Source organism: Pseudomonas sp. NFACC56-3, assembly GCF_900100025.1.
Classification (GTDB): Bacteria; Pseudomonadota; Gammaproteobacteria; order Pseudomonadales; family Pseudomonadaceae; genus Aquipseudomonas; species Aquipseudomonas fluorescens_AA.
The window spans coordinates 338,929-356,053 of record NZ_FMTK01000004.1; the positions used below are offsets into that span (position 1 = coordinate 338,929).

Here is a 17,125-nt window from a genome sequence, read left to right on the forward strand (position 1 = left end):
TCACATTGATGTTGACTGAACCACCACAATCGCGAGCAAGCTCGCTCCCACAGGGTTACTGCCACATTCAAATCGTGCCGGATCAGACGTACTGCGCCGCCGCATACCCCGAAGCCCACGCCCATTGAAAGTTGAAGCCGCCCAGGTGCCCGGTGACGTCCAGCACTTCGCCGATGAAATACAGGCCGGGGCTTTTCAACGATTCCATGGTCTTGGACGAGACTTCCCGGGTGTCGACGCCGCCCAGGGTGACTTCGGCGGTGCGGTAGCCTTCGGTGCCCGCCGGGACGACGTTCCAGCTCGCCAGTTTCTCGGCGATGTCCGCCAGTTCTCCGTGGGTGTACTGCTTCATGGGTTTGGAGACGAACCAGGTGTCGGCCAGCAGGTTGGCCATCTTCTTGGTGAACAACTCGCCCAACAGGGTCTTGAGTTCGCTGTTGGGGCGTTCGGCCTGCTGCTGTTGCAGCCATTGCGGCACGTCGTGGTCGGGCAGCAGGTTGATCTGCACCGTGTCCCCCGGCTCCCAGAATGAGGAAATCTGCAGGATCGCCGGCCCGCTCAGGCCGCGATGGGTGAACAGGATGTTCTCGCGAAAGCTCTGGTCGTTGCAGCTCACCAGGCAATCCACCGAGGTGCCCGACAGTTCGGTACACAGCGCCTTGAGCTGATCGGTGATGGTGAACGGCACCAGCCCGGCGCGGGTCGGCAGCAGCGCATGGCCAAACTGTTTCGCCACCTGATAACCGAAGCCGGTCGCCCCCAGGGTCGGGATCGACAGCCCGCCCGTGGCGATCACCAGGGATTGGCAGGCGAGGGCGCCGAGGGTGGTTTGCAGCAGGTAGCCGCCGTCGGTTTTTTCGATCTGGGTGATTGACGTGTCGAGGTGCAGGCTGACGCCGGCCTGGTCGCATTCATCCAGCAGCAGGCCGAGGATGTCGCTGGACTTGTTATCGCAGAACAACTGGCCGAGCTTTTTCTCGTGATAGGGCACGCCGTGCTTGGCCACCAGCGCGATGAAGTCCCACTGGGTGTAGCGGGCCAGGGCCGACTTGCAGAAGTGCGGGTTCTGCGACAGGAAGTTGCCCGGCTCGGTGTACATGTTGGTGAAATTGCAGCGTCCACCGCCGGACATGAGGATCTTCTTGCCGGCCTTGTTGGCGTGGTCCAGCAGCATCACCTGCCGCCCGCGCGCGGCCGCGGTCAGCGCACACATCAACCCCGCGGCGCCAGCGCCAATGATCACGACTTCGGTAGAGCGCAAAACGGTGTCCTCACACAAATTTTAATTTCACCGATAAAACCATGTGGGAGCGGGCTTGCTCGCGAATGCGGTGTATCAGCCAACATTGAATGGACTGACACACCGCATTCGCGAGCAAGCCCGCTCCCACATAGGGATCTTCATCGGGTTGCAGATCGCTTTACAGGATCCGCACCCGCAACGAGCGGCCCTTGATCTTGCCATCGTTCAGGCGTTGCAGGGCCTGCTTGGCGATGCCGCGTTCCACGGCCACATAGGCCTGGAAATCGAAGATCGCGATCTTGCCGACCTGGGCGCCGGGAATGCCGGCCTCGCCGGTCAGGGCGCCGAGGATGTCGCCGGGGCGGACCTTGTCCTTGCGCCCGGCGCCGATGCACAGGGTGCTCATGGCCGGCAGTAGCGGGCCGCCGCCTTGGGGCTTGAGGTTGTCCAGTTGGTCCCAGCTCAGGGGCGACTTCTGCAGTTGCTCGATGGCCTGGGCGCGGTGGGCTTCGGACGGCGCCACCAGGCTGATGGCGATGCCTTTCTCACCGGCGCGCCCGGTGCGGCCGACGCGGTGGATGTGAATTTCCGAGTCCCGGGCCAGTTCGACGTTGATCACCATGTCCAGGGCATCGATGTCCAGGCCGCGGGCCGCCACGTCGGTTGCCACCAGCACCGAGGTGCTGCGGTTGGCGAACATCGCCAGCACCTGGTCGCGGTCGCGCTGTTCCAGGTCGCCGTGCAGGCCAACGGCGGAAATGCCCTTGGCGGTCAGGTGGTCGACGGTTTCCTGGACCTGCTGCTTGGTGAAGCAGAACGCCACGCACGAGGCCGGGCGGAAATGCGCCAGCACCTTGACCACCGCGTCCATGCGCTCCTCGGGGGAGATTTCATAGAAGCGCTGCTCGATCTGCGCGTCGGAGTGAAACGCCTCGGCCTTCACTTGCTGCGGGTTGCGCATGAACTTGGACGACAGTTGCTTGATACCCACCGGGTAGGTGGCGGAGAACAGCAGCGTCTGGCGGCGTTCCGGGGTCTGCTGGATGATGTCTTCGATGGCGTCGTAGAAGCCCATGTCGAGCATGCGGTCGGCTTCGTCGAGGATCAGCGTGTTGAGGCCGTCGAGCACCAGCGAACCCTTGCGCAGGTGCTGTTGGATGCGTCCCGGCGTGCCGACGATGATGTGGGCGCCGTGTTCGAGGGAAGCGATCTGTGGGCCGAAGGACACGCCACCGCACAGGGTCAGGACCTTGATGTTGTCTTCGGCGCGGGCCAGGCGACGGATTTCCTTGGCGACCTGGTCAGCCAGCTCGCGGGTCGGGCACATCACCAGTGCCTGGCAGCCGAAGAAACGCGGGTTGATCGGGTTCAGCAGGCCGATGCCGAAGGCGGCGGTCTTGCCGCTGCCGGTCTTGGCCTGGGCGATCAGGTCCATGCCCTTGAGGATCACCGGCAAGCTTTGCGCCTGGATCGGCGTCATCTGGGCATAACCGAGTGATTCGAGGTTAGCCAGCATGGCGGCGGACAGCGGCAAAGTATTAAAAGCGGTGGCAATGGTGGTCACGGGACTGGCCTGCAAAACAAAATGTCGCGCAGTGTAGCAGCCTCGTGCCACTTTCTTCGAAAGTTCTGGACGAGCGTGGTGTGGCCCCTGTGGCGAGGGAGCTTGCTCCCGCTCGGCTGCGCAGCAGTCGTAACCCAGGCGACGCGATATTTCAGGTACGCCGTGTTGACCGATTTTGGGGGCGCTTCGCACCCCAGCGGGAGCAAGCTCCCTCGCCACAAGAGCCAACATGCCCAGACAGCGTTCCAAGCGCCTGGGTTAATGCTCGATATGCTCATCGGGACGTTTCTGCCGCCGTCCATCCTGCTTGGACAACTGGGAAAAGATCGTCGCCGCCAGCATCGCCATGATCCCCACCGTCACGAATGTCAGCTGGAACGCGCCCAGCACCGTCTCCACCCCGTCGTTGCCCACCTGGGCGGTAAAGCCGCCGAGCAGGGCACCGGCGCAGGCCACGCCGAGGCTCAGGGACAGTTGCGCCACCACCGACAACAGGCTGTTGCCGCTGCTGGCGCTGGCATCGTCCAGGTCGATCAGGGTCACGGTGTTCATCGCAGTGAATTGCAGCGAGTTGATCGCCCCCAGCACCGCCAGTTGCGCCAGCAACAGCCAGTACGGCGTCTGTTCGCTGACCAGGCCCATGCTTGCCAGCATCACGCCCAGGGCCACGGTATTGCCGGTCAGGACGATGCGATAGCCCAGGCGTTCGATCAGCGGTCGGGCCACGGATTTTGCGACCATGGCTGCCGCCGCCAGGGGCAGCATGCTCATGCCGGCCTGGGACGGTGAATAGCCGAGGGCGACTTGCAGCAGCAACGGCACCAGGAACGGCAAGGCGCCGCTGCCCAGGCGCGCGAACAGGTTGCCGAGGATGCCCACCGCGAAGGTGCGAGTCTTGAACAACGACGGCGGGAACAGCGCGTTCTCGACATGCCCGGCCCGCAGCCAGTAGGCCGCCAGGCAGGCCATGCCGCCGAACAGCAGCAACATCACCCGCAGGTGCGGCAAGTGCAGTTCGCCCAGGCCCTCCATGGCGATGGTGATCAGCACCATCGCCGCGCCGAACAGCAGGAACCCCAGCCCATCGAACCGGGTGCGCTCGCTGCCACGCAGGTCGGGGATGAACTTCCACACGGCATAACAACCGATCACGCCCACCGGCAGGTTGATGATGAAGATCCAGTGCCACGTCAGGTACTCGACCATCCAGCCACCCATGGTCGGCCCGATCAGTGGGCCGAGCAGGCCGGGGATGGTGATGAAGCCCATGATCCGCACCAGTTCCGAGCGCGGATACGCCCGCAGCACCACCAGCCTGCCCACCGGCAGCATCAGCGCACCGCCCAGGCCCTGGATGACCCGGGCACCGATCAGCATGCTCAATGAACTGGACAAGGCGCACAGCAACGAGCCGAAGCTGAACAGCAGGATCGCCCCGAAGAAGATCTTCTTGGTGCCAAAACGGTCGGCGATCCAGCCCGAGCCCGGGATCAGCAACGCCACGGTGAGCATGTAGGCGATGATCACGCCCTGCATGCGCAGCGGGTTTTCCGCCAGGTCACGGGCCATGGCGGGCAGGGCGGTGTTGAGGATGGTCCCGTCGAGGGACTGCATGAAGAAGGCAATCGCCACGACCCATGGAAGCCAGCGGGCGGTGACGGCGTCGAGCGGGGCGCGGTTGGGCATGGGACCTCTTGTTTGTGGTCGGGTGTCTGTTGGCTTCATCGCGGGCAAGCCTTGCTTCCACATGTGCGGCGTACATCCTGTGGGAGCATGGCTTGCCCGCGATGCTTCTTTACAGCGTCAAGGTCAACCGCTTCACCAGCGCCCCCGGCAACAGCATCGAGGCCGTGGCCCGCTGGCTGTAGGTGCTGGCCGAGAGCAGAAGTTCCCGCTCTCGGGTCAGGCTCTCGAGTTGCGAGCCGAGCAGGCTGTAGACGCTGTCGTCGAAACGCATGGTGCTGACCGGCGCCACGATCTGGCCATTCTCGACCCAGAACGTGGCGAAGCGGGTCATGCCGGTCAGGCGCGCCGCCGGTTGGTCCGAGTAGTTCAGGTACCAGAGGTTGCTGATGTACAGCCCGGTGCCGAGTGCTTCGAGAATGTGTTTTTGCTCCAGTTGTCCGCCCCGCATGTCCAGCGCCGTAGGGTATTCGTAGCTGCTGGCGCCGTTGGCCGCGAGGCCATATTCGGCGGCGCTGCGGGAGTTGACCAGTCGCGCATTGGCCGTGCCCTTGGCGATCAGCCCCAGGTCATCGCGGGGATAACCTTCGTCGGAAAACGCCGGGCTCAAGGAGCCGCTGACCTGCTCCGCCAGCCACACGTTGGGGCTGAAGTGGGCTTCGCCTGCGTAGAACTTCTGCAGCGGGCTTTGCTTGCTGGCGATTGCACGGGCCGAGAACCCGCCCCAACTGAGCATGCCCATGATCTCTTCCAGCGCGGCCGGCGCCAGGTAGGCGCGATATTCGCCGGGCGGTAACGTGCGCAGCGGGCGGCCAAGGAATGCCAGTTGCTCGCGGGCCTGTGCGAAGCGCCGGGCAAATCCGTCGCTGCTCCATTCATGCCCGGCATAGCTGGCTTTCACCGCCTGGCCATTGTCATGGAACAGGCTGAAATCGAAGTTGAAGCTGTTGGCCTGATGCCAGCCGAACGCCCCCGAAGAACTGGCGAAACCACGGCTGATGGGCCCGGCGGCATAGAACCCCACCAGGTCCAGGCCTTCGGCGGCGCGGGTGATTTCGGCAACGGCCTGTTCCGTCTCGGGCAATGGATGGTCCTGCACATTGTTGCTTTGCCAGTGGTCGGGGTTGAGCAGCAGGTAGGGATCGCGGGGCAGCAGCGGCAAGGTTTCGCGCAGTTGTTGCAGGCCTTCGGCCAGGCGTTGCAAGTCCGTCTCGGGGTCGCCGGACAAGGTGATCTGCAGGTCGGCGTGGCGCCCGTCGTCGATCAGTTTGAAACTGACATTGGCTTGCTGCACCTGCCCGGCCTGGCGGACCTTGCCATGGTTGAAACGGACGAAGGCCGAAGACTCGGCGGCGTAGCCGAGGGTGAACTGTTCGGATTCATGCAACGCATCGCGCAGCCAGTCGACCAAGGCCTTGAATGCCCCGGCCTGATTGTTGAAAGTGCTCATCAGGCATCTCCCCCAAACACATCGACGTTACTGAACACGCAGGCTGGCGACGCATGGCCGACGCGGATGACCTGGTTCGGTTCGCCCTTGCCACAGTTCGGCGTGCCCAGGACCTGCAAGGTGCTGGCATCGCCCACCGCGCGCAGGCTCTTCCAGAATTGCGCGGAAATGCCCCGGTAGTTGGGGTTCTTCACCACGCCCTTGAGCTCGCCGTTCTCGATCAACTGGCCCCACTCGCAGCCGAACTGGAATTTGTTGCGGGCGTCGTCGATGGACCAGGAGCGGTTGGTGCGCATCAGCACGCCCCGTTCAATGCCCTGGATCAGTTGCGCCAGGGACTGGTCGCCGGGTTCGATGTTCAGGTTCGCCATGCGGTCGATGGGTGGCCGATTCCAGCCGCAGGCGCGGCTGTTGGCGACACCGTCGAGGCCGGCGCGGAATTGCGACAGCGCGCCGCCCAGAGGACGCAGCAACAGGCCTTCGCGAATCAGGAACTGTTTGCTGGCGGCGCTGCCGTCATCGTCGTGGCTGTAGCTGGCCAGTTCTTCGGGAATGTTCGGGTCGAAGGTCACGTTCAACAGGCGGGAGCCGTATTGCAGGTGGCCGAAATCGCTGGCTTTGACGAAGCTGGTGCCGGCGTAATTGCGTTCGTCCCCCAGGATGCGGTCCAGTTCCAGCGGATGGCCGATGGACTCGTGGATCTGCAGCATCATCTGGTCGGGCATCAGCAGCAGGTCGCGGGGGCCTTGCGGCGTGTTCGGCGCCATCAGCAACTGCAGGGCCTGGTCGGCGATTTTCGGCCCGGCACCGATCAGGCCGCAGCGGCTGATCACATCGAAGCCGCCCTGCTGGCCGAAATTTTCCCGGCCCAGGGTGCGTGTCTGGCTGTCGTGGCCGTCGAAGGCGGTGACATCCAGGGCCGGGTAGATGAAGCGTTGGGCCTGGCGCAGTTCAGCGCCGGCACTGTTGAGGTAGATCTGCTCGACCTGGGTCAGGCCGATGCTGGCCTGCCAGTTCACCAGGCGCTCGTCCTGGGGCACCGCAGCCGATTCGTCGCCGAGCAACTGGTAACAATCGCTCAGGGAGGGGAAAGCCTGGTCGAAATACGGCGAGAAGTAATCGGCGCGGTCACTGGACACGGCTTGCTCGCGCAGGTCGAGCAAGGCATGGGGCTTGAGCTGGCGAGCATGCTGTTCGGCGCGTTCCAGTGCCGCTTGCAGACCGGCCTGGGACAGGTCGTTGGTGGCGGCATACGCCTCGACACCGTTGACCCGCGCGGTGAGCATCGCACCTTCATCACGGTTCAGGCTGGGCGGTTCGGCGACATTCTTGCGCACCGACAAATGCTGGCCGGATTCGCGCACGTAACGCAGGGAAAAGAATTCAGCGCCCGTGCGCAAGGCAGCAAAACGCTGCTTGAGCTGGGGGTGGAAGTCGAACATGGAACCTCCTTGTCTGGAGCGAGGGGGCGGCGCATTGCGGTGATTTGACGCGGCGGCTCTAGATTAGGCCTGGGGTGGGGGTGGGATCAAGGTAGAAGGAATACTGAGGTTGTCAGGGCGGACGCTTTCGCGAGCAAGCCCGCTCCCACACTGGATCTTCGGCGACCACGGAATCCGTGGCCGGCCGTCGTGCCTTTGTGGGAGCGGGCTTGCCCGCGAAGACGGCGGTACATCCGACATTGATGCAAGCCGATCCACCGCCATCGCGAGCAAGCTCGCTCCCACATGGGCCTTTCGGCGAGCACAAGATCTGTGCCAGCCACCGTGCCCTTTGTGGGAGCGAGCTTGCTCGCGATGGCGCTCCTGAGTCTTACTGAGCCATTGGTCCCACTTCCCGCAGTGGCTTGCCGCGCACCGGCGCGTCGCCGGCCACGTAGTACGGGGCGGTGCTGCGTGGCAATGGCTGGCGACCGCGGATCTTGTCGGCGATTTTCTCGGCGATCATGATCGTCGGCGCGTTCAGGTTGCCGGTGGTGATGATCGGCATGATCGAGGCATCCACCACGCGCAGGCCTTGCATGCCATGCACGCGACCTTCGCCATCCACCACCGCCATGTCGTCGGTGCCCATCTTGCACGAGCAGGACGGGTGGAACGCGGTTTCGGCGTGTTCGCGGATGAACTGGTCCAGTTGCGCGTCCGTCTGCACCTCGATGCCCGGGCTGATCTCACGCCCGCGGAACGGGTCGAGGGCCGGTTGCTGCATGATCTCGCGGGTCAGGCGGATGCCGTCGCGAAACTCCTGCCAGTCCTGCTCGGTCGCCATGTAGTTGAACAGGATGCTCGGGTGCTGGCGCGGGTCCTTGGACTTGGCCTGGATCCGGCCGCGGCTCGGCGAGCGCATGGAGCCCATGTGCGCCTGGAAACCGTGTTCCTTCACGCCGTTGCTGCCGTTGTAGTTAATCGCCACCGGCAGGAAGTGGTATTGGATGTTCGGCCAATCGAATTCCGGGCGGGTGCGGATGAAGCCGCCGGCCTCGAACTGGTTGCTGGCGCCGATACCGGTGCCGTTGAACAGCCATTCGGCACCGATGGCGGGCTGGTTGTACCAGAGCAGCGACGGGTACAGCGAAACCGGTTGGGTGCAGGCGTATTGCAGGTACAGCTCCAGATGATCCTGCAGGTTCTCACCGACCCCCGGCAGGTCATGGACCACCGGAATGTCGAGGCTTTCCAGCAATCGCGCCGGGCCGACGCCGGAGCGTTGCAGGATCTGTGGCGAGGCGATGGCGCCGGAGCACAGCAGCACTTCCTTGCGTGCCCGGGCTTCGACACGCTCTTCAGCGGCGCCCACCAGGTAACGCACGCCGACCGCACGCTTGCCTTCGAACAGGATCTTGTCGGTCAGGGCGTGGGTGACGATGGTCAGGGTCGAGCGCTTCTTGGCGATGTCCAGGTAACCGCGTGCGGTGCTGGCCCGACGGCCGTTGGGCGTGACGGTACGGTCCATCGGCCCGAAACCTTCCTGCTGGTAGCCGTTGAGGTCTTCGGTACGCGGGTAACCGGCCTGTACGCCAGCTTCGACCATGGCGTGGAACAACGGGTTGTTGCCGGCCTTGGGCGTGGTCACGCTGACCGGGCCGTCGCCGCCGTGGTAGTCGTTCGGGCCGATGTCCCGGGTCTCCGCTTTTCTGAAGTAGGGCAGGCAGTCCAGGTACGTCCAGTCCTCGAGGCCAGGCAGTTTTGCCCAGTTGTCATAGTCCAGGGCGTTGCCGCGGATGTAGCACATGCCGTTGATCAGCGAAGAACCGCCCAGGCCCTTGCCGCGACCGCATTCCATGCGGCGACCGTTCATGTGCGGCTCCGGGTCGGTCTCGTAGGCCCAGTTGTAGCGCCGGCCTTGCAGCGGGAACGCCAGGGCGGCAGGCATTTGCGTGCGAAAGTCCAGGCGATAGTCCGGGCCGCCGGCTTCGAGCAGCAGGACGGTGACGCCCTCGTCTTCGGTCAGGCGGGTGGCCAGGGTGTTACCGGCCGAGCCGGCACCGATGATGATGTAATCGAATTCTTGGGACATGAAATGCACCCTCTTTTGAATTGGGTTCAGGTCGCGGTTGCCGAGTGCCCTTGTGGCGAGGGAGCTTGCTCCCGCTCGGCTGCGCAGCAGTCGCATGCAAAGCGACCGTGTTCTGTCTGGATGACCTGTGGGGCTGGTTTGGGGCTGCTTCGCAGCCCAGCGGGAGCAAGCTCCCTCGCCACAAAAAGCCTCAGCCCGGCCCCAGGTCTGGGGTCAGATCAGAACACCGACGCGTAATCGCCCAGTTCGACCTGCACCGACTTGATGCGGGTGAAGTTGTTCAGCGAACTGATACCGTTCTCACGGCCCACGCCCGATTGCTTGTAGCCGCCCACCGGCATCTTGGCGTCGGACTCGCCCCAGGCGTTGATCCAACAGATACCGGCTTCAAGCTGGTGGATCACACGGTGGGCGCGGTTCAGGTCGCGGGTCACGACGCCGGCGGCCAGGCCGAAGTCAGTGTCGTTGGCGCGGCGGATCACTTCTTCTTCGGTGTCATAGGTGAGGATGCTCATCACTGGGCCGAAGATTTCCTCGCGCACGATGGTCATCTCGTCGGTGCAATCGGTGAACACGGTCGGGGCGACGAACGCGCCCTTGGCGAATTCGCCGTCGGTCAGGCGACCGCCGCCGCACAGCAGGCGCGCGCCTTCGGCCTTGCCTTTCTCGATGTAGCCCAACACGCTTTCCATGTGGGCGAAGCTCACCAGCGGGCCGAAATTGGTGTTTTCGTCTTCTGGATTGCCGATGCGGATGCGCGCCACACGCTCGGCGATCTTGGCTTCGAAGGCCGCCTTGAGGTGGCTCGGCACGAACACGCGGGTGCCGTTGGTGCAGACCTGGCCGGAGCTGTAGAAGTTGGCCATCATCGCAGTGTCGGCGGCGCGGTCCAGGTCGGCATCGTCGCAGATGATCAACGGCGACTTGCCGCCCAGCTCCATGGTCACGTCCTTGAGCGAAGAGCTCGAGGCGCTGGCCATGACTTTCTTGCCGGTGTCGGTGCCGCCGGTGAAGGAGATTTTCTCGATGCGCGGGTGCTCGGTCAGCCAGGTGCCGACTTCACGGCCGCTGCCGGTCAATACGTTGAACACACCCGCTGGAACGCCGGCTTCGGTATAGATCTCGGCCAGTTTCAAGGTGGTCAGCGAGGTGACTTCACTCGGTTTGAAGATCATCGCGTTACCGGCTGCCAGGGCCGGTGCGGATTTCCACAGGGCGATCTGGATCGGGTAGTTCCACGCGCCGATACCGGCCACTACGCCCAGGGGCTCGCGACGGGTGTAGACGAAAGACGTGTCGCGCAACGGGATCTGCTCGCCTTCGATGGCGGGCACCAGGCCGGCGTAGTATTCCAGCACATCAGCACCGGTGACGATGTCGACGTAGCGGGTTTCGGAGTAGGCCTTGCCGGTGTCCAGGGTTTCCAGGGCGGCCAGCTCATCGTTGCGCTCGCGCAGGATGTCCACGGCGCGGCGCAGGATGCGCGAGCGCTGCATGGCGGTCATGGCGGCCCAGACTTTCTGGCCCTTTTCGGCGCTGACCACGGCGCGCTCCACGTCCTCGAACGTTGCGCGCTGCACCAGGGCGAGTACTTCACCGTTGGCCGGGTTGATGGCTTCGAAAGTGGCGTCGCCGCTGGCATCGCTGTACGCGCCATCGATGTAGAGTTTTTGCAGTTCGAAACGGGCCATAAAGTCCTCGCAAGTGCATGAGTGGTTGGCTGGCCACCGAGCGTGTCGTTCATAGCTGACTACGCGCTGCGGTGGCGGTTCAGGAGTCGAGCGGTTCTGTGTGCTCTGGCACCCCTGCCTTGGCCAGTTGGAAATCCATGTATTCGTATGCGATCTGGTGCGCCTGGGCGGTATCGAACGCGTCTCCCGACAGCGCTCCGCGCAGCCACAAGCCGTCAATCAACGCGGCCAGGCCCCGTGCCGCGCTGCGTGCCTGATCGACGGGCAACAGGCGGCGGAACTGGCAGCACAGGTTGGAATACAGACGGTGATCGTTGATCCGCTGCAACCTGTGCAAAGACGGGTGGTGCATGCTGGTGGCCCAAAAGGCCAGCCAGGTTTTCATTGCCGGGCCATTGACCTGGCTGGCGTCGAAGTTGCCTTCGATGATCACCTTGAGGTGAGCCCGCGGGCTGGTGTCCTCCAGTGCCTGGCGGCGTGCGGTGACGTTTTCGCTCAGGACGCTCATCAGGTATTGGGCCGTGGCCGCGATCAGGCCGTTCTTGTCCTGAAAGTAGTGACTGATGATGCCGTTGGAGACACCAGCCAAACGAGCGATCAGCGCAATGCTGGCGTCCCCCATGCCGACCTGATCGACCGCTTGCAACGTGGCTTCGATCAATTGTTGGCGGCGGATGGGTTGCATACCGACCTTGGGCATCTAGCACATCTCCTTAGGCCTGCAGGCGGACGAGTGCAGTCCGTCATGGCGAGGGCCAGTCTATTTTGTTTTGATTGAACGTTCAATCAACAAAAACAAAGTTCTATGACACGTCGTCGCTGCTTGTCGGATTTCCACGTGTAAAGGGCGCTTGAAGGCACATGGAAACCCGCCGCAGGGGCGAGGTCTTTTTCGGGATGTCTTTATAACACTCGTCGGTTGGTGTGAAGGCCTGACGCCGATTGATAGTTGGAATACTGTTGTGGCGAGGGGATAAATCCCCTCGCCACAGTTGTTTGCATTCCAGGCCAAGCTTGTCAGCAGTCAGCAGTCAGCACTGCACAAACAAAAACGCCGCGATCATCTCGCGGCGTTTGTGTGCGTGGGCTCAGCCCAGGTTCTTGCCGAGCAGTGCGTGGTACAGCTCGCTGTCGCCCAGGATCCCGACGACTTTCTGGTTATCGTGGAGCACCAGTTTGTTGCCGGTCTGGTAGCGGATCTGCAACGCGTCGCGCATGCCGATGTTGGAGTCCACCAGGGTCGGACGCCGGCCCAGCTCTTCCACCGACTGGCCCGGTGCCCAGTTTTGCAGGTCCAGGACCGCGCCGTTCTGCCGGGCGCCTTTGATGGTGTTGCCTTCGGCCAGGTCGAGCCAGGAGTCGCCGCCCGGATCCAGGCAGACCGAACCGTTGATGCGCTTGCAGTTGTCCAGGGTGCGCATCAGGCTGCGACCGCACAGGACGTTGAGTGGGTTGGTGTGGGCGACGAAGGTGCGCACATAGTCGTCCGCCGGGTTCAGCACGATTTCTTCCGGCTTGCTGTACTGGATGATCTTGCCGTCCTTCATGATCGCGATCCGCGTGCCCAGCTTCAGGGCTTCGTCCAGGTCATGGCTGACGAACACGATGGTCTTTTGCAGTTTGCGCTGCAGTTCCAGCAGTTCGTCCTGCAGGCCTTGGCGGATCAGCGGGTCGAGTGCCGAAAACGGTTCGTCCATCAGCAGGATGTCGGCGTCCATCGCCAGGGCGCGGGCCAGGCCGACCCGTTGCTGCATACCGCCGGACAGCTCGTCGGGTTTCTTGTTGCGCCACTGGGTCAGGCCCACCAGCTCAAGCTTCTCATCCACCAGCTTGCGCCGTTCCTTCTCGGGACGGCCCTGCATTTCCAGGCCGAAGCTGATGTTCTCGCGCACGGTCAGCCAGGGCATCAGGGCGAACTTCTGGAACACCATGGCGATGCGCTTGGTGCGCATCATCTTCAGTTCGGCGGGGGAGCAGGAAGCGATGTCGATCTGCCGCCCTTCATGCTCGACGAACAACTTGCCACGACTGACCGTGTTCAAGCCGTTGATGCAGCGCAGCAGGCTGGATTTGCCTGAGCCGGAAAGGCCCATCAGGACGCAGATCTCGCCCTTCTCGATAGACAGGCTGGCTTTTTCCACGCCGACGATCAGGCCGGTCTGCTGCAGGATCTCTGGGCGCGAAAAACCCTTGTCCAGCAGGTCCAGCGCGGCCTTGGGGCGGTTGGAGAAAATAACATCGACGTCTTCGAAACGAATGATGCTCATGCGTCACCCCCTACTTTAGCGTCGGGTTGTTTGCAGATGCGGTCGAGCATGATCGCCAGCAATACGATCGCCAGGCCGGCTTCGAAGCCCAGGGCGATATCGGCGGTGTTCAGTGCGTTGACCACGGGTTTGCCCAGGCCATCGGCACCCACCAGCGCGGCGATCACCACCATCGACAACGACAGCATGATGCACTGGGTGATACCGGCCGCGATGCTGGGCATCGCATGGGGCAGTTCGATACGCGACAGGAGTTGGCGGCGGGAGCAGCCGAAGGCTTTGCCGGCGTCCATCAGCTCGTCCGGAACGTCGCGGATGCCCAGGTAGGTCAGGCGGATGGGCGCGGCAATCGCGAACACCACCGTGGAGATCAGGCCCGGGACCACACCCAGACCGAAAAGGGTCAGGGTAGGAATGAGGTAGACGAAGGTCGGTACGGTCTGCATCAGATCGAGCACCGGACGCATCAGGGTATAGAACATCGGCTTGTGCGCGGCGACAATGCCCAGCGGCACGCCGATCAGCACACAGACCAGGGTCGCGAACAACACCTGGGCGAGGGTTTCCATGGTTTCTTGCCAGTACCCCAGGTTGAGGATCAGCAGGAAGGACGCGATGACGAATACGGTCAGGCCCCATTTGCGCTGGATGAAGTGCGCCAATAGCGCAATGAGGCCGATCAAGGCCAGGGGGTTGAACCAGGTCAGCGCAAACGTCACGCCGTGAATCATCGTTTCCAGGAACAGCGCGATTGCGTCGAATGTGTTGGCGCCGTGTTGCGTCAACCATTCGACAAAGCCCGCGATGTACTGGCCCAAAGGTATTTTCTGATCAATAAGCATGGTAGTGAACGTCCGCATGCAAGGGAATAAACAGCCCGGGCGAGCGAACTCGCCCGGCATAACATCAGCAGTTATTGCGCAAGTTTGGCTTTCACGGCTTCCAGGCCAGGTTTACCGTCAATGGTGGTCACGCCAGCGAGCCAGGTATCGAGTACCTGTGGGTTTTTCTTCAGCCAGGCCTTGGCGGCGGCCTCGGGTTTCATCTTGTCGTCGAGCACGTTGCCCATCAGCTGGCTTTCCATGTCGACGGTGAACTCCAGGTTTTTCAACAGCTGGCCAACGTTGCTGCATTCCTGGCTGTAGCCCTTGCGGGTGTTGGTCGCCACGGTAGCGGCACCGAAATTGGGGCCGAAGAAGTCGTCGCCGCCGGTCAGGTACTGGATCTTGAAACGCGTGTTCATCGGGTGTGGCGCCCAGCCGAGGAACACCACGTCGGTGCCACGCTTGGAGGCGCGGTCGACCTGCGAGAGCATGCCCGCTTCACTCGACTCGACGACTTTGAAGCCGGCGTCCTTCAGGCCGAAGGCGTTCTTTTCGATCATGCTCTGGATCAGGCGGTTGCCGTCGTTGCCCGGTTCGATGCCGTAGATCTTGCCGTCCAGCTCTTTCTTGAATTTGGGGATGTCGGCGAAGTCATGCAGACCTTTGTCATACAGGGCCTGGGGCACGGCGAGGGTGTACTTGGCGCCCTTGAGGTTGGTGCGCACGGTTTCCACGGTGCCGGCTTCGCGGTAGGCCTTGATGTCGTTTTCCATGGTCGGCATCCAGTTGCCGAGGAATACATCCATGTTCTTGCCATCGGCCAGGGACTTGTAGGTCACCGGCACGGAAATCATGGTGGTCTTGGTCTTGTAGCCCAGGGCGTCCAGCACCACGCTGGTGGTCGCCGTGGTCACGGTAATGTCGGTCCAGCCGACATCGGAGAAGTTGACGGTGCTGCACTTTTCGGGTTCTGCAGCGTTGGCCAGCATCGGAAGACTCAGCATGGCGGCCAACAACAACGGCTTGGAACCTTTCATGGGTGGACTCCTGGTGTTTTATCGGCGGTGTCCGGTCAGGACAACCACGCTTAATTGGATGTTGCGGTTGGTGGCGCGTGGGCACTCTCTGACACGCGGCCTTGCAAACGAGCCGTAACCGATCATGTACCAGTGCAAATCTGACGCCTACAGGGTGAGTCGTATCCAGTACAGGGATGGTCGCATCCAGTGTCGGTGACGTCGTTTACAGATTTTTTCCGCCCCTGATGGGCCTCTGACACGCAGAAAAACGCCGCAGAACCGGGGTCAGGGACGGGCGGCGCTGGTGGGCATGATTGCGTCGGTGTCAGACGTCGGGCGCCAAGGCAAAAACCGGATGATGCGGCCATCCCGGCGTTGAGCGTAGCAGCTCCGTCACCGGACGCTCCTGCGCCCGGATGTGCCTGTTCTGGAGGTTATCGGCAATGGCAATCAGCGTTTTCGACTTGTTCAAAATCGGTATCGGCCCGTCCAGTTCCCACACCGTGGGCCCCATGCGTGCCGCGGCGCTGTTCGTTGAAGCGCTGAAGGCAAAGGCCCTGCTCAATGATGTGCGTCGGGTCGAGGTGCAATTGTTCGGTTCGCTGTCGGCCACCGGCATCGGCCACGGCAGCGACAACGCCGTGATCATGGGCCTGATGGGGGAGTGGCCGGACGCAATCGACCCGTCGCAGATCGGCCCGCGCATCGAGCTGCTGCGTGAAACCCAGACCCTGCTGCTCGACGGTCGCCTGCCGGTGCCGTTCGTATGGTCCCGGGACATGCGCCTGATCGACGAGAACCTGCCGTTCCATCCCAATGCGATGACGCTGGTGGCCGAGGGCAACGGCGGCGAGCTGCACCGTGACACTTATTACTCGGTGGGCGGCGGCTTTGTCGTCGATCAGGCCCAGGCCTCCAGCGGCGTGGTGGATCTGGACAGCACTGAGCTGCCTTACGATTTCTCCAGTGCCGAAGAATTGCTTGAGCTGTGCCGTACCCACAACTTGCGGGTAGCCGAGTTGATGCTGGCCAACGAAAAGGTCTGGCGGTCCGAAGAAGAGATCCGCAGTGGCCTGATGAAACTGTGGCGGGCCATGCAGGATTGCGTCGAGCAGGGCCTCAAGCACGAAGGCATCCTGCCGGGCGGTTTGAATGTGCGTCGGCGGGCGGCCAAGTTGCACCGCAGCCTGCAAGAGCTGAACAAGCCCAATGTCATCGGCTCGACCCTCAGCGCCATGGAGTGGGTCAACCTGTTCGCCCTGGCGGTCAACGAGGAGAACGCGGCTGGCGGACGCATGGTCACGGCGCCGACCAACGGTGCGGCGGGGATCATTCCGGCGGTGCTGCACTATTTCATGAAATTCAGCGAAGCGGTCACCGACGCCAATGTCGTGGATTATTTCCTCGCTGCGGCGGCCGTCGGGATCCTCTGCAAAAAGAACGCATCGATCTCCGGCGCCGAGGTCGGTTGCCAAGGCGAGGTGGGATCGGCCTGCGCCATGGCGGCGGCGGGCCTGGCGGAAATCCTCGGGGCCACGCCGGAGCAACTGTGCAACGCGGCGGAAATCGGCCTGGAACACAACTTGGGTCTGACCTGCGACCCGGTGGGCGGCCTGGTGCAGGTGCCGTGCATCGAGCGCAACGCGATCGCCGCGGTCAAGGCCATCAACGCCGCACAAATGGCCCTACGCGGGGATGGCCAGCATTTCATCTCCCTGGACCGGGTGATCCGCACCATGCGTGATACCGGTGCCGACATGCATGACAAATATAAAGAAACCTCGCGCGGCGGCCTGGCGGTCAGTGCGGTGGAGTGCTGAAGCACGCATTGCCGGGGCTCTCTGTGGCGAGGGAGCTTGCTCCCGCTG

At 63.0% G+C, this 17,125-nt stretch carries 12 protein-coding genes; 1 reads left to right on the top strand and 11 read right to left on the bottom strand.

Translation table 11 applies throughout. The annotated features are described in order from the left end of the window. Window positions 1-82: 82 nt before the first annotated feature. The 11 genes from BLO80_RS09010 to BLO80_RS09070 form a co-directional block, all read right to left on the bottom strand. Window positions 83-1,261, bottom strand: coding sequence for a BaiN/RdsA family NAD(P)/FAD-dependent oxidoreductase (locus tag BLO80_RS09010; RefSeq protein ID WP_092202832.1), 1,179 nt, complete (start codon window positions 1,259-1,261; stop codon window positions 83-85). A gap of 160 nt (window positions 1,262-1,421) precedes the next feature. Further along, on the bottom strand, window positions 1,422-2,759 hold the full coding sequence (dbpA, locus tag BLO80_RS09015) for an ATP-dependent RNA helicase DbpA (RefSeq protein WP_256217155.1): 1,338 nt from the start codon (window positions 2,757-2,759) through the stop codon (window positions 1,422-1,424). A 306-nt stretch (window positions 2,760-3,065) separates the two neighbouring features. Further along, window positions 3,066-4,493, bottom strand: a complete 1,428-nt coding sequence (gene mdtD / locus BLO80_RS09025) for a multidrug transporter subunit MdtD (protein WP_092333390.1) — start codon at window positions 4,491-4,493, stop codon at window positions 3,066-3,068. 109 nt (window positions 4,494-4,602) lie between these two features. Then, window positions 4,603-5,940: a TldD/PmbA family protein gene (locus BLO80_RS09030; protein ID WP_092333388.1), complete on the bottom strand. Its 1,338-nt coding sequence runs from the start codon at window positions 5,938-5,940 to the stop codon at window positions 4,603-4,605. Then, a complete protein-coding gene (locus BLO80_RS09035) occupies window positions 5,940-7,382 on the bottom strand; it encodes a TldD/PmbA family protein (RefSeq protein ID WP_092333386.1) in 1,443 nt (480 codons plus the stop codon). The genes BLO80_RS09030 and BLO80_RS09035 overlap by 1 nt, the downstream gene beginning before the upstream one ends. Before the next feature lie 370 nt (window positions 7,383-7,752). Next, a complete protein-coding gene (gene betA, locus BLO80_RS09040; RefSeq protein WP_092333383.1) occupies window positions 7,753-9,456 on the bottom strand; it encodes a choline dehydrogenase in 1,704 nt (567 codons plus the stop codon). 218 nt (window positions 9,457-9,674) lie between these two features. After that, the gene (gene betB, locus BLO80_RS09050; RefSeq protein WP_092333379.1) at window positions 9,675-11,147 is read right to left on the bottom strand and encodes a betaine-aldehyde dehydrogenase; all 1,473 of its coding nucleotides are present in this window, start codon (window positions 11,145-11,147) and stop codon (window positions 9,675-9,677) included. A 79-nt stretch (window positions 11,148-11,226) separates the two neighbouring features. Further along, window positions 11,227-11,847 carry a transcriptional regulator BetI gene (gene betI, locus BLO80_RS09055; protein ID WP_092333377.1) on the bottom strand — a complete coding sequence of 207 codons (621 nt, stop codon included), beginning with the start codon at window positions 11,845-11,847 and terminating at the stop codon, window positions 11,227-11,229. Between the two features lie 388 nt (window positions 11,848-12,235). Then, window positions 12,236-13,414, bottom strand: coding sequence for a choline ABC transporter ATP-binding protein (choV, locus tag BLO80_RS09060; protein WP_060740268.1), 1,179 nt, complete (start codon window positions 13,412-13,414; stop codon window positions 12,236-12,238). After that, entirely contained in the window at window positions 13,411-14,256 is an 846-nt protein-coding gene (choW, locus tag BLO80_RS09065; RefSeq protein ID WP_092333375.1) for a choline ABC transporter permease subunit, read from the bottom strand. The genes choV and choW overlap by 4 nt, the downstream gene beginning before the upstream one ends. 71 nt (window positions 14,257-14,327) lie before the next feature. Beyond that, a complete protein-coding gene (locus tag BLO80_RS09070; protein WP_092333373.1) occupies window positions 14,328-15,275 on the bottom strand; it encodes a choline ABC transporter substrate-binding protein in 948 nt (315 codons plus the stop codon). A 425-nt stretch (window positions 15,276-15,700) separates the two neighbouring features. On the opposite strand from BLO80_RS09070, the gene BLO80_RS09075 reads away from it, so the two are divergent. Further along, the gene (locus BLO80_RS09075; RefSeq protein WP_092333371.1) at window positions 15,701-17,077 is read left to right on the top strand and encodes an L-serine ammonia-lyase; all 1,377 of its coding nucleotides are present in this window, start codon (window positions 15,701-15,703) and stop codon (window positions 17,075-17,077) included. Window positions 17,078-17,125: the final 48 nt, after the last annotated feature.